Genomic DNA, 20,111 nt, shown 5'->3' with positions numbered 1-20,111 from the left:
GGCAATGGCCGGGAACAGGCCTGCATCTCTCATCTGTCCACCTGCTCTGTCTGGATTCCGGAATCCATTCATGACCCGTAAACGGTCTTGGGATTAAATACCGGCTCCTGGTCGATCACCAGCTTTCCATCTTTCACCCGGCGAAAGAAGCAGCTTCGGTACCCCTTATGACAGGCTGCGCCTCCAAGCTGTTCCACCTTGAAAACCACGGTATCGGCGTCGCAGTCCACCAGAATCTCCCTGATCACCTGCACATGGCCCGATGATTCACCTTTAAGCCACAGGGCTTTTCGCGAGCGACTCCAATAATGGGCCTTGCCGGTTTCCATGGTTTTTTTCCAGGACTTCTCGTTGATGTAGGCCAGCATCAGTACCTCGCCGCTGGCATGGTCTTGAACGATCGCTGGCAAAAGACCGTTGTCAGATTTGGAAAAATCAAGTGATATCATAGCAGTTGGTTGTTTTTTTGAAGAGCTCGCCGGATCGGGATGGTTCGTGTCACCGTCTGATTTTTTCTCTCTACCCATAAAGTGGATGATGCACGATGTCCGATAGGTGCAGTAATCACCCGGGTGACGGCAACCGGCCTCTTCCGAGGCCATTTTCTCCCTGTATTTTGCACATTCCAGTTCCATCTGTTTCTCTCCTTCCATGCAAAGAAATAGCACATTTATGCACTTAACCCTGCTTTGTCAAGAGGCGGTCTTTCTTTTCTCGAGCCTATTGTCAAACAGGGAGGAATTCTTTACAATGATGGTGAACAACAAACATCAACCAGAGAAAAGCAGAGAAAACAATTATGTCTCCAGTAGCCCTGACCGACACCGTCACCATCACCTACAAGGCCACCCTCGAGTCCGGCGAGGTTATCGACGCGACTCCAAAAAACAGGCCTCTCACATTGTCCATCGGTGATGGCAAGATTTTCCCGGCAGTGGAGGTTTCCCTCCTGGGCATGGAACCTGGACAGACCCGAACGGTGACAATTGCGCCGGAAGATGCCTATGGTCCATACTACAAGGAACTGGTTCATACCCTGCCCCGTTCCCTTTTCGAAGGCAAAATCGAGCCCAAGCCCGGCATGATACTCTCTCTGGCCCTGGAAAAGGATGGCCGTGAAGAACAAGTCCCGGCAACGGTTCTGTCGGCAAACAACGACACAGTCACCGTGGACTACAACCATCCCCTGGCCGGCAAACCCATCATTTATACCATCAACCTGGTGGGCATCAACAAGTAACGTCCCGTAAATTCCATCGCCATCCCCGGCAGGATCAACCAGAAGGCCTGGCCCCTTTCGAGCTCATTTATTTCTCTTTCCCGGCCGGGTACCGGACCATACACCATCTTTTTTTTTCAGACAGATAAAAAAAAATCTGTACAACCCTGCAAGGATACCCGTAAAATACGAAATATGGTTGCCCTGCGACCTTTGCAGGACTACCCGGCATGAACCGGTCCGCTGCCGAAAAACGGAAAAGTCCCGTTTGACGCCGTGATGTCCGGCGCTATTCAAGACGAGATAGGACAGCATCGCTGTCCAGCATTGTAAGGGAGCTTAAGGTATGCCTATCGAAGATGATGAAATTCTACAGGGTTTCATAGAAGAATCACTTGAGCATCTGGCAGATATAGAAAACGACCTCCTGGCCATTGAGGATGCCGGGGCGGACATTGACGATGACCTGGTCAACAAGGTTTTTCGAGCCGCCCATTCCATCAAAGGCGGGGCGGGTTTCATGGGTCTGACAGTCATCCAGGAGCTGGCCCATGCGGCCGAAAACGTGCTGGGACTTATCCGAAGCCGGAAACTGATTCCGACTCCGGAAATCATCAACGTCCTGCTGCAGGCCTCGGACGAGTTGCAGCAACTGATCGAAAATATCCAGGACAGCAACGATGTGGATATTTCCGAGCACCTGACCGCGCTCAATGCCATCTATGAAGGTGGCGAGGCTCCGGCACCCGCAGCCAAGGCCAGTGAGCCGGCACCAGAGCCGGCTGCTGAAGAAAAGCCTGAAGAAACTGTCGCAGAAGAAGAGGTGGAGCCCACGGCAGCCACTCCGGTTTCTGAACCAGAGCCAGAACCCGTTCAAACCACTGAAACAGCCTCAACACCGTCACCGGAACCACCAGAGCCGGCGTCGACACAGAGCGCTCCGGCTCCTTCCAAAACGCCCAAGAAAAAACCGTCCTCCACTTCGCACAAGCCGGACGCAACCATCCGTGTCAATGTGAGCCTGCTCGACCAGTTGATGAACCTTGCCGGCGAACTGGTCCTGTCGAGAAACCAGCTTCTGCAGACCATAACCTCCGGTGATGTCCGCAATGCCGAGGCAGTTGGCCAGCGAATCGACCTGGTGACCTCCGAGCTCCAGGAAGCCATCATGCTCACCCGAATGCAGCCCATCGGTAACGTGTTCAACAAGTTCCCCCGGGTTGTCCGCGATCTGGCCAAAAAACTCGGTCGACAAATAGAGCTCACTATTGTCGGCAAGGAAGTTGAACTGGACCGGACCATAATCGAAGCGATCAACGATCCACTGACCCACCTGATTCGTAACTCGGTGGACCATGGAATCGAACATCCTGACGAGCGGGTCAAAAAAGGTAAGGACCCCAAAGGCCTTATCGTTCTGAAAGCCTACCATGAGGCAGGCCAGGTAGTTATCGAAATCTCCGACGACGGAAAAGGGCTTGACGGTGAAATGATTGCCCAGGCTGCGGTCAACAAAGGGTTGATCACAGCGGAACAGGCCAAAACCATGTCGGAGAAGGAAAAGATCAACCTCATCCTCCTGCCCGGTTTTTCGACCGCCAAGAAGGTGACCGATGTCTCCGGTCGTGGTGTTGGAATGGATGTGGTCAAAACCAACCTGGACAAGCTCGGCGGTTCCATCGAAATCGAGTCCGAGGTTGGCAAAGGCACGACCATTTCGATCAAGCTTCCCCTGACCCTGGCCATCATCCCCTGCCAGATAGTCATGACCGGAGGAGAGAGGTATGCTATCCCGCAGGTCAACCTGGAAGAACTGCTGCGTATCCCGGCATCCCAGGTCAAGGACAGGGTGGAACGGGTCGGAGATGCCGAGGTGGTACGATTGCGCGGAAACCTGCTGCCCCTGATCCGCCTTTCGGATGTTCTGGAAATAGAACGGACCTATTATGATCCAAAGGACGGACAAACCAAACCGGACCGGAGGGTCAATATCGCCGACCGGAGATCCAAAAAGAGTCCCCTGTTTCGTAACGACACGGAAGACCAGGAACGCCTCACAGGCGAAGAAGAAAAAGCGGCCAGGGAACGGAAAGCCAAAGAACGGAGACAGGGCCCGGCTTCGGCGCTCAACATTGTCGTGGTTTCCACCGGAACCATGAAGTACGGAGTGATAGTCGACCGGCTGCATGACTCCGAGGAAATTGTCATCAAACCGCTTGGCCGTCACCTGCAGCAATGCCGCGGCTATGCTGGAGCAACCATCATGGGAGACGGGCGTATTGCCTTGATCCTCGATGTCAGCAACCTGGCCCAAATGGCCGGCCTGACATCAATGGAAGGCTCGGACAGGGCTCAGGAGCTCGCGGAAGCAGCCAAAGAGGCCATCATTGCCCGTCGCGACAAACAGGCTCTGCTGATTTTTCGCAGTTCAGAAGAGGAGCAGTTCGGTGTTCCGCTCAACATGGTCGAGCGGGTTGAGAAAATCAAGATTACCGACATCGAGGATGTGGGTGGCCGCCGGGTGATGCAGTACCGCGGGGGCAGCCTGCCCCTTCTCTGTATCGACGACGTGGCCATGGTCCAGCCGATCAAGGAGCAAGACGACCTGCTGGTCATCGTCTTCCACCTGGCCAACAAGGATATCGGTCTGCTCGCCATAGGACCGGTTGACGCCATCGAAGTGGCGGCAGACATTGACGATGTCACCCTCAAGCAGACCGGCATCATGGGTTCTGCCATTATTGATGGCCAGACCACCATGCTGGTGGACATCTTTGAACTTGTCCAGGCCGTTCATCCTGAATGGTTCGCCGATCTCGCCCTCAGTGAAATTGTGGAGGAAGAGGAGGCCGCAACCATTCTCGTGGTCGAAGACTCGAACTTCTTCCGTAACCAGGTCAAAGGATACATGGAAGAGGCCGGTTATCATGTCATCGAGGCTGAAGACGGGGTCGAAGCTTTCCAGACCCTGGAAGAACGGGCCGACGAAATTACGCTGGTGGTGACAGACATCGAAATGCCCAACATGGACGGCTTTGAACTGACCGAAAAGATAAGGGGTGATTCCCGGTTTGCCCATCTGCCGGTCATCGCCCTTACGACCCTGGCTGCTGATGAGGACATAGCAAAGGGCAAGGCGGTTGGTTTTGATGAATATCACATCAAGCTCGATAAGGAACGGCTCATGGAAAGTGTCCATAAGTATGCCCGTCAAGCCATGGCAGCCTGACACCGGCTACGTTGTGAAGCAATACTGGTATATGCTCCCGGCCCGCACATTCCAAAAGCAACTGGCGGCCAGGAAAGGGTAGCGGCGTCAACCGCTCTCTGCCCAGTCTCAACAGGAGAAGAAGAAAGATGGTGATCCTGCAAAAGCTTCGTCCGCGCAAAATACGAACCCGTTTTCTCGTCGCCCTTGGGTTGCTCATCGCTACCCTGGTTATCATCCCGGTGGCTGTTTTTTACAAAACCACCACCAGCCAGACCCTGGACAAAAGCCGACTGCAGCTGGAGGAACACCTTCAGCGAGCACAAATCTATATCGAAACTGAAAAAGAAAAAACCCTGCTGCTCGCCGAGACCGTGGCCCACATTCCTTCTGTCCAGGAGTATCTTGCCAACCGGGACCGGGCATCCATGCTGAAGCTTTGCCTGCCCCTGTACAAGGAATTGCAGTTGCACACATCCCTCAATGTCTTCCACTTTCATCTCCCGCCGGCAATATCGTTTCTCAGGCTGCAGAAACCGGAAAAATATGGTGATGACCTGTCTGGTTTCAGAAAAACAGTTGTCGATGCCAACAACAGCCACCGAGCGATTTCTGCAATAGAAAAGGGAAAAGCAGGTCTTTCCATCCGGGCCGTGGTCCCTGTAGATTACAACGGAAAACATTATGGTTCTGTGGAATTCGGGGCCCCGCTGAACAACGGGTTGTTTTCCGAAATCAAAAAGGTCATCGGTAACGATGTCGCACTGGTGGTTCCCGATGGAGCTTCGTTTCGTTATCAGGCCTCGACCATGGATGGCCAGGAGATCGAGACAGAAAAAGATGTGCTCCGCAAAGCGATGCAGGGCGATGGTTATCACTCCATAGTCAGAAACGACAACGGCCGGACCATAATGACCGCCTTCCAGGCCCTTCGTGACTATTCCGGCAAGGCCGCCGGTATTATTGAGGTGTCGATGGATATCTCCGCCCCCCTGGCCGAAGCCCGCAGGAACACGAGTGCTATTGTCGGACTTGGCCTGGCCGCCATTCTCATGGTGCAGGGTGTCGTCTGGTTTTTGTTCAACTCGACCATAAACAAACCGATCCGTGAGCTCACTAACCGTTTCGAAAAGGCTTCCAGTGGTGACCTGACCCAGCACCTGGACTCCAGTTGCATTGACGAGGTCAACTGTTCATCATTGTCTGAATGTGGTCAGAGCGAATGCAGGATGTATGGCAAAACCGGCTACTGTTGGGAATCGGCAGGCTCCCTGTCCGATAACCCCCAGTGTCCCAAGATAACAAACGGCGAGTACGAATCGTGCAGTGAATGCAAAAAGGTTTTTTCAGCCGTGGTTCACGATGAATTTTCCGAGCTCACCGTCTATTATAACGGTTTTCTGAAAAACGTGGCCAGGATGGTTGAAGAAATCAGAAACAATGCTCTCAACCTGAACGATGCCGCCGGCTCCCTGGTAACAGTATCCAATAACCTGGATGAATCTTCCGGAGATACAGCCCAGCGCTCGGAAAATGTGGCCGCGGCTGCTGAAGAAATGAGTTCCAATATGGCCAGTGTGGCAGCTGCAACCGAAGAGGCTGCCGCAAATCTCAATGTAATGACAACTGCCACTGAAGAGATAACCTCTACTATCCAGGAAATCCAGGAAAACACCTCCAAGGCCAAGGGGATCACCGGCAACGCGGTTCGCGAGGCAGGGGATATTTCAAGCAAAGTGGATAAACTTGGTGTGGCTGCCCAGGATATCGGCAAGGTTACCGAGACCATTACCGAGATATCATCCCAGACCAATCTCCTGGCCCTCAACGCAACCATCGAGGCAGCCAGGGCCGGTGAAGCAGGCAAAGGATTTGCCGTGGTCGCAAACGAGATCAAGGACCTGGCCAAGCAGACCGCTGAAGCCACTGGCGAAATCAAGAAGCAGATCGAAGATATTCAGAGCTCAACCGGTGTCACTGTGGAGGGCATCCGCAACATCACAAATGTCATCAAGGAGATCGACTCCATTGTCTCCTCTATTTCCACCGCTCTTGACGAACAGTCCGGCACCATGCACGAGCTGACGAGCAACATCCTCCAGGCCGGTGAAGGTATTGGCGAAGTGGCTGAAAACGTGGCCCAGAGTTCCAGTGTTTCCCAGGAAATATCCAGTGATGTGGCCCAGGTCAATGCAGCGGCGATGAGTATTTCCAAGGATAGCCGTGAGGTTCATGACCGGGCGGCAGACCTGCAGCGACTGGCCGAGGAGCTTAAATCGATGATCAGCCGTTTCCGACTCGGCTGAAATATAATCCGTATCCAATCAAATCCACATCTTTGGAGCAGATATGACAGCAACCATTGCCACTGAAAAAAATATCATCGAGCTGGCAACATTTTATGTTGGCGATGCCCTGTGCGGCATGGACATTCTCAAGGTGCAGGAAATCAACAAGCTAATGGAAATGACAAGAGTGCCCCAGGCTCCAAGCTATGTGACCGGCATTCTGAACCTCAGAGGACAGATTGTCACTATTATCGATCTGGGCAAAAAACTTGGGCTGGACGAAACAAGCCTTGGAGACGACCCCCGAAATATAATTGTCAATGCCCCGGGCGAGCATATTGGCTTGCTGGTTCGCCGCATCAGTGATGTGGTCATGGCGAATCCTGACAAAATCGAGCCTGCACCGGCAAACATGTCGGGGATACAGGGTAATTTTTTCACCGGTGTTTACAAAACCAAGGACAAACTTATCGGCATCCTTGATGTAGAAGAGGTACTCAAGATGGAAAGTGAAAGCCGCACGAGTCATCGTGTGAGCTGATCTATCCAAATAGAGCACGTGCTTCTCTTTATACCTGAACTGCTGTCGTCATGAGGTCAAATCGCCTGCCTGTTCGTGCACCGAGAAGGTTAAAGACAGGGACGGATAAAAGGAGAAAACCGATTTCGGCACAGGTATCCTGATTTTTTTGAGCTCGGAATCGGCAAGGCCTGGTAAACCAGGTGCAACGGTTCTCACTTGTCCGCCCGCACTTTTCCCGGCACGCCATCCGACCATTCCGGTCAGGCCAGAGCCGAGAGCAGGAAGGACCACTCAACTTCAAAACTCAAGCTCTCACACAAATGTTCAACAAAAAAATAAAAGTCCTGGTCGTTGACGATACAGTGGTTTACCGCAAGGCTGTCAGCGACATTCTTTCTGAAATGCCCGGCGTCGAGGTTGTCGGGGTGGCTCATAACGGCAAGATAGCCATGTCCAAGGTGCGGACCCTTAAGCCGGACCTCTTGACCCTGGATATCGAAATGCCGGAAATGAACGGTATCGAAGTGCTGGAAGCCCTCCGCAGGGAGGCCCCGGAAACTGCCGCCATCATGGTGTCTACCTTGACCACTGAAGGCGGCGAGATGACCATGAAAGCCCTTGAGCTTGGAGCATTTGATTTCATTCTCAAGCCAAATACAAACAATATACTGCAGAGCAAACAAGAACTCCGTGATCTGCTTGCACCCCTCATCAAAGCCTTTCAGAGCGGACGAACAACCGTTGGCGCCATTGGCAACCGGATCGGCGGCAGAAAACTGCCACCCGGCAAACCCCTGGGTACATCGTTGCGCGGACGGTGCAAAGACGCTTCAGGTGCAGGCAAAACCGGCAAACCCTGCGCCCCGGCCTCCAGGCTCAGTAAGACTTCTGACCGCCAGAGCAAATCTGAAATCGTCACCATCGGAATTTCCACCGGCGGACCAAATGCTCTTGCCCGGATGATGCCCATGTTGCCCGGAGATATTGGCGTGCCCCTGGTTATTGTCCAGCATATGCCCCCGGTTTTCACAAAATCCCTGGCCAACAGCCTGAATGCCAAGTGTGCCCTCACTGTCAAGGAAGCTGAAGATGGAGAGCCGATTCTTCCCAACATCGCCTATATTGCCCCAGGCGGCAAACAGATGAAACTTGTGGCGTCGACCGACGGCCGGAGCAGGCTTATACGGATAACAGACGATCCCCCGGAGAACAGTTGCAAACCATCGGTGGATTATCTGTTCCGTTCCGTGGCAGACTATTATGTCGGCAGGGCCACTGCGGTGATCATGACCGGAATGGGGTCGGACGGGACCAGAGGACTTGAAGTTCTCAAGCGCAAGGGTGCCTGGGTTATCGGACAGGACAAGGCCAGCTGTGTTGTCTACGGGATGCCCAAGGCACCGGCTGAAAAAGGCCTTGTTGACGTTGTTGCGCCCCTTGACAAAATTGCCGGCGAAATTGTGAAAACCGTTCAATGCCGCTAAAGCAGATGACCAGTAAACCCTTTACATACATCTCTTTCCCAAAGCAAAATTTCCGGTCTGCTGCATGCTGAAAATAACCCCTGAAGAACTCTCCATCATAACCCGGTATATTCACGATATTTCCGGGATATATCTTGACGCCAGCAAGAAATATCTCATAGAGACCAGGCTGTCGCAAGTTGCCGAAGAACTTGGCTGCAGAAGCTTCAAGGAGCTTTATCAGAAGGCACGCTCTGATTCTCGTAAACTGATCGAGCGCAAAATTATCGATGCAATCTCAACCAATGAGACCCTGTTTTTTCGCGATGCCGGCCCGTTTCAGCTCCTGCAGCACAAAATCCTGCCCGATCTGCTCGACCGGCGGATTCCAAAATCAAAATTCACCAAACCGAGAATCCGCATCTGGAGCGCAGCCTGCTCCACCGGCCAGGAGGTCTACTCCATCGCCATTGTCCTCAAAGAGCTCCTGGGAGATACCTCGAAATACAACATAAAACTACTCGGGACAGATATCTCTGACACCGCAATCGCCCAGGCCTCCCGGGGAAGATACAACAAGTTTGAAATTGAAAGAGGATTGGCCAGGGACAAGCTGCAAAAATATTTCACTCCGGCGGGAGGCTACTGGCAGGTTAAAGATGAACTCAGAGTAATGGCCACCTTTCGCAAGCTCAACCTGATGCTGCCCTTCACCGGCCTTGGCAAGTTCGATATTATTTTCTGCCGCAATGTAGCTATTTATTTCACCATCGAAGACCGGAAAAAACTCTTTAACCGCCTGGCGGACGCCCTTGAACCTGACGGATACCTTATAATCGGCGCCACAGAGTCTTTGACTGGAATATGCCCCCGTTTTGTTCCCAGGAGGCATCTCAAGGCTCTTTACTATCAACTCAAGTAATATTAGATTCAGATTTCAGAAAAATGCAGCGCACCCGATCCAAGGAGTTGCCATGAACCATATGTCCATTCTCGTCGCAGACGATGATCCGGTTGTCCGCCGTCTGCTGGAAAAAAGGTTAGAGGATGCCGGTTACAGGGTCTCGGTTGCCGAAGATGGTGTCGAGGCCGCCCGCAAGCTCGTCAATCAGCGATTCGATGTGGTCATCACCGACCTGGTAATGCCCGGAGATATCGGTGGAATCGAACTTCTCCAGGTGGTTAAGGAAAAGAGTATAGATACAGAAGTTATCGTCATTACAGCTCATTCATCGATCGACACCGCGGTGGAGGCAATGAAAAAAGGAGCTGTGGATTACCTGGAGAAACCAGTTAATTTCGATGAACTCTTTATTCGCCTGGAAAAAATCAGCGAGGTCAAATCACTGATCCGTAATGCCGACGATCTTCGGGAGGCCATGACCGTCACTGAATCCTCGGCTGCCCAAACCATACAGAACCTGGAAATTACCGCTGCTGACCTCCAGCTCAAGCTCGACAGAATCCAGGCTATTCTCTCGGATCCGGAAAAAGATGAGGGACTGCGGATAACAGAAGCTCTTACAATTATCGGCAACCACTGACCAATTACACCGTGCCGGACAATTCACGCAAGTCGATAAAACAACTGTCCCTGAGTGACGCCGGGGATGTACAAGGATTTCTCCGACTGAAGGACATCATCGCCAGGCTCAGGTCTGCAGATGGCTGTCCCTGGGATCGGCGACAGACACCGCAGAGCTTGAAAAAATACCTCTTGGAGGAGGCGGCAGAGCTTGCGGACGCCATCGAGGAGGATGATCCCGCACACGTCTGCGAGGAAATTGGCGATCTTTTTTACATCCTGGGCATGCTCAACGCCATGTACGCTGACCGCGGCGATTTCACTGCTTCCGAGGCACTGTCCTCTATCTGTAAAAAAATGATCCGGCGGCACCCCCATGTCTTTGGCGATTCACCCACCGGTGACGACGCAGCCCTTCGCAGGCAATGGGAAGCTATCAAGAAAAAGGAAAATAAATCCCTCTGAACCACTTTTTCTGCCTCGGAAGTCCTTTTTTCCTGCCAGTTTTCTATTGACACTGTCCATTCATCAGTGTTAACTGATAAATTCACCAACAATTACCTTCTCGCTCTCACCCCAGGGATTGAAGCGAGGGCCGTTTTGACCAAGAGGAGGAACCATGCGTCACTACGAAACCACCTACATTCTGCGTCCAAACCTGGGCGAAGACCAATTCACGGAAATCATCGAGCGTACCAATGCCATCATTACCGATGATGGCGGTACGATCATCGATCTTGATCGCTGGGGCATGAAACGACTGGCCTACGAGATCAGGAAAGAGGTGCAGGGCTACTACGTCTACATCAACTATGCCGCCCCGGCTACCGCTGTTGAGGAAATGGAGCGTATTTTCCGCATCGATGACCGGGTTCTGCGCTACCTCACCATTAAACTGGCCGATTCCATTGATGCCGAGGAGATCGCCAGGGAAAGGGAACTGATTGCCGCCAAGGCAGAACCCGAAGAAAGCACCGAAGAGGTCGGCCCTGCTGCCGAGACTTCCCCAGCCGAAGAGAAAACCGAGTAATTTCTGAACCGGAACAAAAACACAAGGAGAAGCACAATGGCTCCACGCAAAAGAATATTTACCCGTCGCCGGGTGTGCCGGTTCTGCACTGACAAAGAACTGGTCATAGACTACAAGGATGCAAAAACACTACGTAATTTTGTCACGGAACGGGGCAAGATAATTCCCAGACGCATCTATGGCACCTGTGCCAGGCACCAGCGACAGCTTACAGAGGCGGTAAAACGTGCCCGCCAGCTGGCCCTTCTGCCGTATACAGGTCCAACACAGTTCTGAGCAATTACTGACTGTGGCGGAGCATGACAGCGCCAGACCCGCGAACAATTCGCCACTATCTGGTCCTGCGGTCTTGCTGGCCGCTGTATTTTCCCTGCCAATCCTGATACCCTCCCTTTTCAGCTGGGGGGCAGGACTGCTGGCTATCCCGGTCCTCTACACCCTCCGGGTTCATGGCCTGCGTCAGGGGAGCATCTATCTGCGAAACGGTCTTGTCGTTTCTTTCATGGTGGCGATAGGTACCGGCGAGTTCGGCATGGGGCTTCTTGTTCTGAGCCTGGTACCGCTGGGCTACAGTCTGTACCGAAGCAGCGTGCAGGGCGAATCACCGGCTGCGGCCGGCAGGCGCGGAGTTTTTGTTCTCGGCCTTACCTGGTTTATTCTCTGGGCCATCTACGGAATAACCCAGGGGGTCAATCCCTACCGCCATCTCGTGGAGATGCTGGATGCCGGATTTGCCCAGACCTACGAGGCCTATCGTCAAAGCACCGAGCTTTCTCCCGAAATGCTCCTGGCCCTGAAAGAAGTGGTTGACGACATAAGGATGTTGATTCCCCGGGTGTTGCCCGGAGTGCTTGCCTGTTCTCTGGTGCTGACCGTCTGGCTCAATCTGGTTGCAGGTGCCAGAATACTCAGACGCCTGCAACCGGAATCAGCTCCCTGGCCTCCATATAGCCAGTGGCAGCTGCCCGACCGCCTGGTATTGGGAATAATCGGGGCCGGAGTGCTCATCCTGGTTGGCCGGGGATTCATTCGTGACCTGGGTACCAGTCTCGCCCTGATCATGGGGCTGCTCTACTTTTTTCAGGGCCTGGCAGTGGTTGTGTTTCTGCTTGAGCGGTGGAAAGTACCTGGATATCTGAGGATGGTCCTGTATATTATCCTTATTGTCCAGAGTTACGGGTTGCTGCTGGTGGCCATGCTCGGGCTTGCCGATGTCTGGCTGGATTTCAGAAAATTCCGGATCCCGCCGGAGGATGAACACCAGAACACATGACATGACGAACCATTCGATAATACCGGTTTTTTTGTCCAGATGCCGTAAAAAGAAGTTCGTCTTTGAAACAGAGTCTCCGGGATACCTTTACCGGAGAGAAAATCTGTACCGGCAAACACCCGTAGCAGGAGCCATTAGATAGTTATTCAGAAAGGAGCTGAAGACGTTCACAGACCGTTTAGAGCCAAACAAACTAATCCAGGCGGGTACTGTACTGCTTCATTTTTCGATAATTCCTGCGAATATGACAAAAGAGGATCCAACCGATGGAAATCATACTGAAAAAGACAATTGACAATCTCGGGCTGGAAGGAGACATTGTAAAAGTCAAGCCTGGTTATGCCAGAAACTATCTCTTTCCCAAAGGTTTTGCCGTACCCGCGAACAAGGAAAACAAGGCCCGGCTCGAACGCGAGAAGGCTGCCATCGCCGCCCGACTCGAAGAGCAGAAAAAAGCTGCCCGGTCCATGGCCGAAAAACTGGAAGGCAAAACTATTGAGATCTTCCGCAGGGTTGGCGAAGAGAACCGTCTCTTTGGCTCCGTTACCACCAGTGACATTGCAGAGAAACTCGAAGAAGCCGGTCTTGCTGTTGATCGCAAAGCCATTCTGCTGGCAGAACCAATCAAGGCCATTGGCGAAGTCAAAGTTGCTGTCAAGGTGGGCTACCAGATGACCACGGATATCATCGTGCAGGTCGTACCGGAAACTGCGGCTGACGCGGCTTAGGCTGCCAGGAGCACGAAGCTGCCGGTTCTGCCGGCAGCCGTAAATCAGTTGCTTGCCTGACGAATGGTTTTTCCTGCATAGTATGCGGGAAAAACCATTCGTCGTTTCTGACCGTTGACAAAACCGCCTCTTTTTCTCTCTGGATCCTGCATGGCTCAGAGATTTTTCCAGGTGAACTGATATGGCTGTGCAACCATCGTCACCCTTGCCACAGGAACAGCACCATGCCGGTACCCTGCCGCCCCAGAATGTGGAGGCGGAACAGGACGTACTTGGCACCGTCCTGGTTCAGGACGGATCCCTGATCAAAATTATCGAGATCCTCGAACCGGAAGACTTTTACCGCAATGCCCATAAGCTGATCTACCAGGCCATGGTGCAACTCTTTGAAAAAAGAGAACCCCATGACCTGATCACGGTCACCAACCTTCTGAGCGACCAGAACAAACTCGATCAGGTCGGCGGACCCGCCTACCTGGCCTCACTGACCAACATCATTCCCTTTTCCGGGACCCTGGTCCACCACGCGAAAATAATCCGCCAGAAATCCATTCTCCGTCGCCTCATCCGCAGTGCCACAGAAGTGGCTGCCCGCTGTTACCAGGAACAAGACGATATCGACTCCCTGGTCGACGACGCCGAACAGGCCATTTTTGAGATCGCCCAGGCCAAAAAGGGTCAGGGGTTTCAGCCCATGGCCAAGATCGTACCCCAGGCCTTTGAGCGGGTAACCAAACTTTTTGAACGTAAGGAACACATCACCGGTGTGGCCACGGGCTATGAAGAGCTCGACCGGATGACTGCCGGGCTGCAGCCTTCGGACCTGATCATTCTCGCCGGCCGTCCCAGTATGGGCAAAACCGCCCTGGCCATGAACATGGTCCAGCATGCCGCTCTTCTGGGTAAGGTACCTGTGGGTGTCTTCAGCCTGGAGATGTCCATGGAGCAACTGGCCCTGCGTCTGCTCTGCTCGGTGGGCCGCGTCGATTCCCAGCGAATCCGGACCGGCAGACTGCTGGAGAGCGACTGGCCCAAACTGACCCGGGCCACCGGCATGCTCACTGACGCGCCCATCTTCATCGACGATACAGCGGCCATGAGTGTGCTTGACATGCGGGCCAAGGCCCGGCGACTCAAGGCCGAACACAACCTTGGCCTGATTGTGGTCGACTATCTTCAGCTGATGAAGGGTAAGTCCAATATCGAAAACCGTACCCAGGAGATCAGTGACATCTCCCGCTCGCTCAAAGCCATGGCCAAGGAACTTGATGTCCCGGTATTGGCACTCTCTCAGCTCAACCGAAGCCTGGAATCCCGTAACGACAAGCGGCCCCAGCTCTCGGACCTGCGCGAGTCCGGCGCCATTGAGCAGGATGCCGACCTTATCCTTTTCATCTACCGCGACGAGGTGTATAACACCGCAGAGGACAATCCCAACCGGGGCATTGCCGAGGTGATCATCGGTAAACAGCGTAACGGACCTATCGGTACGGTCAAGTTGACCTTCCTCTCCCAGTACACTGCATTTGAAAACTACACCCCCATGCAGCCTCCCGGAGAAGAATACGGTTAAGAGACACTCTCCTGCCCGACCGGGTCTGCAATCCGGCAAACTGAAAGATTTCATGCAAAAAATCTAACCACAGAGAATCATGGATAGACAGTCGAACGACAGGTACGATTTCAAGACCATAGAGGCCAAGTGGCAGCAACGCTGGGCCAAAGAGAAACCGTACAACGTGAACGAAGATCCCTCCCGCAAAAAATATTATGTCCTGGAGATGTTTCCCTACCCTTCCGGCCGGATTCACATGGGGCATGTCCGCAACTATTCCATCGGAGATGTCATTGCCCGCTACAAACGGATGCAGGGTTTCAATGTCCTTCATCCCATGGGCTGGGACGCCTTTGGCCTGCCGGCGGAAAACGCCGCCCTGAAGCGCGGTGTCCACCCAGCGTCCTGGACCTACGATAATATCGCCTACATGCGGGACCAGCTCAAGGCCATGGGGTTGAGTTACGACTGGGACCGGGAACTGGCCACCTGTGATCCCTCCTATTACCGTTGGGAACAGCTCATCTTTCTGCAGATGCTTGAAAAAGGGCTGGTGTATCGCAAGGAGACCACGGTCAACTGGTGTGAGAGCTGCCAGACAGTGCTGGCACGGGAACAGGTCATCGATGGCTGCTGCTGGCGCTGCGACGAGCATGTCCTGCCAAAGACCATGTACGGCTGGTTTTTCAAGATCACCGATTATGCCGATGAACTGCTGGAAGACCTGGATCAGCTCACCGGCTGGCCGGAAAAGGTTGTCACCATGCAGCGCAACTGGATCGGCCGCAGTGAAGGATTGGCCTGCGATTTTCCGGTAGAGGACAGCCAGGAAAAGATCACCATCTTTACCACCCGGCCCGACACCATCTTCGGAGTGACCTTCATGTCACTGGCCGTGGAACATCCACTCATCGACACACTTATCCAGGGCCGCGAGGAGAAAACCAGGGTTCGGGAATTCATAGAAAAGACCCTGGTAGAGAAACAGCGCCTGGCTGTGGACGAGGAATCGGAAAAGCATGGCGTCTTCACCGGTGCTTACTGCATCAACCCCTTTAACGGCGACCGGGTGCCCATCTATGTGGCCAATTTTGTCCTCATGGAATACGGAACCGGTGCTGTCATGGCCGTTCCGGCCCATGATCAGCGGGATTTCGAGTTTGCGAGAAAATATGGCCTTCCCATCCGCCCGGTAATCCAGCCGGAAGGAAATCCACTGACTGGAGAGACCATGGAGGAGGCCTGGACCGGTCCGGGAAAACTGGTCGATTCCGCCGAGTTCACCGGGATGGACTGGCAGGAGGCCAAAAAGGCCATCATAGATTATGCTGCCGACAAGGGTTTTGGCCGGCCACACATCACCTACCGGCTTCGGGACTGGGGGATCTCCCGCCAGAGATACTGGGGCGCCCCTATTCCGATCATTCACTGTCCCGCGTGCGGCGTGGTCCCGGTACCTGTCGAAGAGCTGCCTGTAACCCTTCCGGGCACAAACGATCCAGACGGAAGCCATGCCCCGCTTCACCAGCAGGAGGAGTTCTACGCCACCAGCTGTCCCGCTTGCGGTGGACCGGCCAGGCGAGAGACCGACACCATGGACACCTTTGTCGAGTCGTCATGGTATTTTGCCAGGTACACCTGCCCTGCTGACGATCAGAAGCCCCTGGATCCGGCAAAGGCCAGCTACTGGCTGCCTGTCGACCAGTACATCGGCGGGGTCGAACATGCCATCCTCCACCTGCTCTATTCCAGGTTCTTTACCAAAGTGCTGCGGGATCTTGGTTACCTCAACATCGACGAACCATTCACCAACCTTCTGACCCAGGGCATGGTGATCAAAGACGGGGCCAAAATGTCCAAATCCAAGGGTAACGTAGTGGATCCCTCGGACCTCATCGACCAGTACGGGGCCGACACCACCCGTCTCTTTTCCCTGTTCGCTGCTCCGCCGGAAAAAGATCTGGAATGGAACGCTCAGGGGGTGGACGGGGCGTCTCGTTTTCTTAACCGGGTATACCGACTGGTCAATTCAAGCCTGGACTGCTTTCAGGGTGACCCGCAAGATATCCGGATCAGTAACCTGAACGAAACCGACCGAACTCTCTACCGCAAGACGCACCAGACGATCCAGCGGGTAACTGATTCCATTGAAACCAACTTCCATTTCAACACCGCCATTTCCGCGATCATGGAACTGAGCAACCATATTTCCCGGCTCAGCGCTGAAGAGGCCGCCGGAATCAACCGCTCGGTTTTGCGCCAGGCCCTGGAGGCAATCCTGCGGCTTCTCTCTCCCATGGTTCCCCATTTCTGCGCCGAACTCTGGGAACAGACAGGACATTCCACATTTCTGGATCAGGAGCCCTGGCCCACCTGTGATCCCGAGGCTTTGAAGGAAGATGAGATAACCATTGTGGTCCAGGTGAACGGTAAAGTCCGGGCCCGGCTGCTGGTTCCGGCGGCTATCCAGGAGGAAGACTTGAAGAAACAGGCCCTGGCTGACAAACGGGTCCAGAAATTCACAGATGACAAAGAACCCAGAAAAATTATTGTCGTCCAGGGTAAACTGGTCAATATCGTCGTTTGAATCAACGGCCTGATTGACCATTGCACAACAGGGGGTACCACGTGAAACTGCACAAGAGGGGGCAACTCCTGATCGTCCTGCTCCTTACACTTTTTTTCGGCGGCTGCGGTTATTATTTTCCCCACATCTATGATGGACCGGAAAAGACCGTGTACATGCCCCAATGGAAAAACCGCACCAACCAGCTGGATCTGGACGCCAGAATCTATCACTCTCTGGCCCGCTGGTTCCAGAAATCACCCAGTATCAAGCTGATCCGGGATCGAAAACGGGCCGATCTGATTCTGGCCGGCGAAATCATCTCTATCGATCTGCCCAGCATTTCCTGGGATGGCAATGCCAAGACAAAAGAGGTCAAGGTCAGGCTCCAGGTCCGCTACGTGCTCAAGGACCTGAAAAATGGCACCCTGCTTTGGGAGGTTCCAAGGGAAGAGTGGAGCGAGGAATACCAGCTCAGCGACAACACCACCAGCATCAACGAACAGGAGGCGGTGGAGCAGATTATTGCCGATCTTTCGGAACGGATCTATCTTGGAACCCTGGAAAGATTGCGCCAGGAACAGCAAAGCAAAGAGACAGAGTAGGGGCCGTCTGTCAACAGAAAAGATAAAAAACTCAGGCAATTCCCCAGAGGTAGCGACAGCCTTTTTCCTTTTTTGAGTCCCGACAGCTCCAGGGTTCTCTGGGGATTGGGCAAAAGAGGACATAAAAAAAAGCGCGACACTGTCGCGCTTTTTTTGTTCTTTCTGTGGGCTCTGTCCGGCTGCAAGACTTATTTCAGCAGATCACGGACCGTCGCGGCAATGGATCGGGCATCCAGTCCCTGCTGCTGATAGAGCTCGGCCGGTTTGCCTGAGCCACCATAGCGTCGAACCCCGAGACGAACCAGTGGTGTCGAAACGCCGGCCTCGACCAGCTCGGTCGCCACACTGACACCGAGACCGCTCTCCACGTGGTGGTCTTCCACCGTGACCAGAGGGCCGGCCTTGCCCGCCTCGATCACGCTGTCGCGATCGAGCGGAATGAGCGAAGCCATGTTGAGCACCGACACCGAGATACCGGTCTCCTGCAGCAAATTCCAGGCCTCGACACAACTGGGGGTTACCGCGCCGTAGGTGATGATGGTCGCGTCGCTGCCCCGCCGCAGCCAGTCCGCCCGACCTGGTGTAAAGGTATAGTCGGTGTCAAAAAACACCGAGCCGTCTTCCCGGGTGATCACCGGAGTTTTGGAACGCCCCATACCCACGAAATGGTTCCCGGGGCTGGTGGCAATATAGCGGACAATGCGGTCGGTCTGGTTGGGATCAGCCGGCATGTAGACCGAAAACCGGAACAGATTTTTGAAAAGTCCCAGGTAATCGATACCCTGATGCGTAGGTCCGTCTTCGCCCACGTCGAGCCCGAGATGGGTGGCGACAATCTTCATGTTGGCGTGGTTGAAATCACTGAGCCGATTCTGATTATAGACCTCGGAAACGGCAAAAACACCAAAGGTAGAGAAAAAGGTGACCAGGTTTTCGCAGCTCATGGCACCGGCCATGGCAGCGGCATGGTGTTCCTGGATACCGGCCTCAAAATAGGCCCCGGGCGAATGCTTATGGAATCCTCCCATCTTGACCGAGCCTTCCAGGTCGCACGAAATACCGGTGATTACCGGAGTTTCTTTGTTGTTGGCCTCAGCCAATCCGAGTAAGGCATTCCCGTAAGCGGAACGGTTATCGGTCATGTTCTTTGCATCGTAAAGGATGGGCTCACCCGATGAAACCTCGGGGTAATCTGTGCGCGGCGCCATGATCGTGTGGGTCCGTACCGGCTCCCGGCGAAGTTCCTGCCATTTTTCAAAATCATTTTCCACCCCCAGTTCAACCAGGGCCTCGGCCAACTGTTCCGGCTTGAGGGGTGAACCGTGGTACCTGGCCTGGTTTTCCATAAACGAAATGCCCTTACCCATGATGGTGCGGGCAATGATCACCACCGGTACGCCGCTGGTGTTGTGGTAGGCCCGGGAAAATGCCTGGAAGAGCGCATTGCAGTCATGACCGTCTTCCAGATAGATCACATCCCAGCCCATGTCACTGTACAGCCTGCGGATCGACTGGGGCATCACCTCTTCGGTGGAGCCGCAGATCTGCAGATGATTACGGTCCACAAGGCCGATAAGGTTATCCAGTCTGTATTTGCGGGCATAACGCATGGCTTCCACCAGTTGTCCTTTCTGGTGTTCACCATCACCCATGAGACAGAAAACCCGGTTGGGCTCCCCTTTCACCTTGTGTGCCTGGGCCATGCCGACAGCGGTGGAAAGTCCCTGCCCCAGGTTACCTGTGTCCCACTCGACCCCGGGGACAATGGACTCCACATGGCCCGGGAAACCGGAACCCGTGCGGCGGAATCCCTGGAGAAAGTCCTCTTCGGAAAAATAACCGTTTTCCGCAAGAACAGAGTACACACCCGGAGAAATGTGACCGATGGACATCACGGCCCGGTCCCGCTCGGGCATGCGGGGATTTGCCGGATCATGTTTCATCAGGGCATACATGACCAGCAGCATGTCCAGAGAGGAGAGCGAGCCGCCAGGGTGACCGGAGGCCGCGAGCGTGGTGGAGAGCAGGATACGCCGGGCGCACCGTTTGCGCATTGCCTGGAGTTCTTGAATTTCTTCGCTGCTTAATTCTGATTTACTGACATCCAACTTCAGAACCATGGTCTTTT

At 53.9% G+C, this 20,111-nt stretch carries 17 protein-coding genes; 15 read left to right on the top strand and 2 right to left on the bottom strand.

Translation table 11 applies throughout. From position 1 onward, the window contains the following. Positions 1 to 68: 68 nt before the first annotated feature. Positions 69 to 527, bottom strand: coding sequence for a phosphoribosyl-AMP cyclohydrolase (hisI, locus tag ACXJJY_RS00535; RefSeq protein WP_456384709.1), 459 nt, complete (start codon positions 525 to 527; stop codon positions 69 to 71). A gap of 272 nt (positions 528 to 799) precedes the next feature. Between hisI and ACXJJY_RS00530 the strand changes: the two genes are divergently transcribed. The 15 genes from ACXJJY_RS00530 (at position 800) to lptE (ending at position 17,983) form a co-directional block, all read left to right on the top strand. Next, positions 800 to 1,240 carry an FKBP-type peptidyl-prolyl cis-trans isomerase gene (locus ACXJJY_RS00530; RefSeq protein WP_456384608.1) on the top strand — a complete coding sequence of 147 codons (441 nt, stop codon included), beginning with the start codon at positions 800 to 802 and terminating at the stop codon, positions 1,238 to 1,240. Positions 1,241 to 1,565: 325 nt separating this feature from the next. Beyond that, on the top strand, positions 1,566 to 4,448 hold the full coding sequence (locus ACXJJY_RS00525) for a hybrid sensor histidine kinase/response regulator (protein ID WP_456384606.1): 2,883 nt from the start codon (positions 1,566 to 1,568) through the stop codon (positions 4,446 to 4,448). Positions 4,449 to 4,576: 128 nt separating this feature from the next. After that, a complete protein-coding gene (locus tag ACXJJY_RS00520) occupies positions 4,577 to 6,733 on the top strand; it encodes a methyl-accepting chemotaxis protein (RefSeq protein ID WP_456384604.1) in 2,157 nt (718 codons plus the stop codon). A 43-nt stretch (positions 6,734 to 6,776) separates the two neighbouring features. After that, a complete protein-coding gene (locus tag ACXJJY_RS00515) occupies positions 6,777 to 7,256 on the top strand; it encodes a chemotaxis protein CheW (RefSeq protein ID WP_456384563.1) in 480 nt (159 codons plus the stop codon). A 302-nt stretch (positions 7,257 to 7,558) separates the two neighbouring features. After that, on the top strand, positions 7,559 to 8,722 hold the full coding sequence (locus tag ACXJJY_RS00510) for a protein-glutamate methylesterase/protein-glutamine glutaminase (protein WP_456384550.1): 1,164 nt from the start codon (positions 7,559 to 7,561) through the stop codon (positions 8,720 to 8,722). A 64-nt stretch (positions 8,723 to 8,786) separates the two neighbouring features. Next, entirely contained in the window at positions 8,787 to 9,623 is an 837-nt protein-coding gene (locus tag ACXJJY_RS00505; protein WP_456384548.1) for a CheR family methyltransferase, read from the top strand. Between the two features lie 52 nt (positions 9,624 to 9,675). Further along, entirely contained in the window at positions 9,676 to 10,245 is a 570-nt protein-coding gene (locus tag ACXJJY_RS00500; protein ID WP_456384547.1) for a response regulator, read from the top strand. A gap of 11 nt (positions 10,246 to 10,256) precedes the next feature. After that, a complete protein-coding gene (locus ACXJJY_RS00495) occupies positions 10,257 to 10,691 on the top strand; it encodes a MazG nucleotide pyrophosphohydrolase domain-containing protein (RefSeq protein ID WP_456384545.1) in 435 nt (144 codons plus the stop codon). 154 nt (positions 10,692 to 10,845) lie between these two features. Beyond that, entirely contained in the window at positions 10,846 to 11,256 is a 411-nt protein-coding gene (gene rpsF / locus ACXJJY_RS00490) for a 30S ribosomal protein S6 (protein WP_456384543.1), read from the top strand. 36 nt (positions 11,257 to 11,292) lie between these two features. Continuing rightward, the gene (rpsR, locus tag ACXJJY_RS00485; protein ID WP_456384541.1) at positions 11,293 to 11,532 is read left to right on the top strand and encodes a 30S ribosomal protein S18; all 240 of its coding nucleotides are present in this window, start codon (positions 11,293 to 11,295) and stop codon (positions 11,530 to 11,532) included. 73 nt (positions 11,533 to 11,605) lie between these two features. Beyond that, a complete protein-coding gene (locus ACXJJY_RS00480) occupies positions 11,606 to 12,529 on the top strand; it encodes a DUF2232 domain-containing protein (RefSeq protein WP_456384539.1) in 924 nt (307 codons plus the stop codon). Between the two features lie 266 nt (positions 12,530 to 12,795). Then, the gene (rplI, locus tag ACXJJY_RS00475; protein ID WP_456384537.1) at positions 12,796 to 13,257 is read left to right on the top strand and encodes a 50S ribosomal protein L9; all 462 of its coding nucleotides are present in this window, start codon (positions 12,796 to 12,798) and stop codon (positions 13,255 to 13,257) included. A 181-nt stretch (positions 13,258 to 13,438) separates the two neighbouring features. Next, positions 13,439 to 14,830 (top strand): replicative DNA helicase, encoded by a 1,392-nt coding sequence (gene dnaB, locus ACXJJY_RS00470; protein ID WP_456384535.1) that lies wholly within the window; start codon positions 13,439 to 13,441, stop codon positions 14,828 to 14,830. A 79-nt stretch (positions 14,831 to 14,909) separates the two neighbouring features. Beyond that, the gene (gene leuS, locus ACXJJY_RS00465; RefSeq protein WP_456384533.1) at positions 14,910 to 17,399 is read left to right on the top strand and encodes a leucine--tRNA ligase; all 2,490 of its coding nucleotides are present in this window, start codon (positions 14,910 to 14,912) and stop codon (positions 17,397 to 17,399) included. Between the two features lie 41 nt (positions 17,400 to 17,440). After that, positions 17,441 to 17,983 (top strand): LPS assembly lipoprotein LptE, encoded by a 543-nt coding sequence (lptE, locus tag ACXJJY_RS00460; RefSeq protein ID WP_456384531.1) that lies wholly within the window; start codon positions 17,441 to 17,443, stop codon positions 17,981 to 17,983. A gap of 188 nt (positions 17,984 to 18,171) precedes the next feature. On the opposite strand, the gene ACXJJY_RS00455 is transcribed toward lptE, so the two are convergent. Next, a complete protein-coding gene (locus ACXJJY_RS00455) occupies positions 18,172 to 20,103 on the bottom strand; it encodes a transketolase (protein WP_456384529.1) in 1,932 nt (643 codons plus the stop codon). Positions 20,104 to 20,111: the final 8 nt, after the last annotated feature.

The sequence above is a fragment of the Desulfolithobacter sp. genome (assembly GCF_054025815.1).
This window is presented reverse-complemented; position numbering and strand designations above follow the sequence as displayed.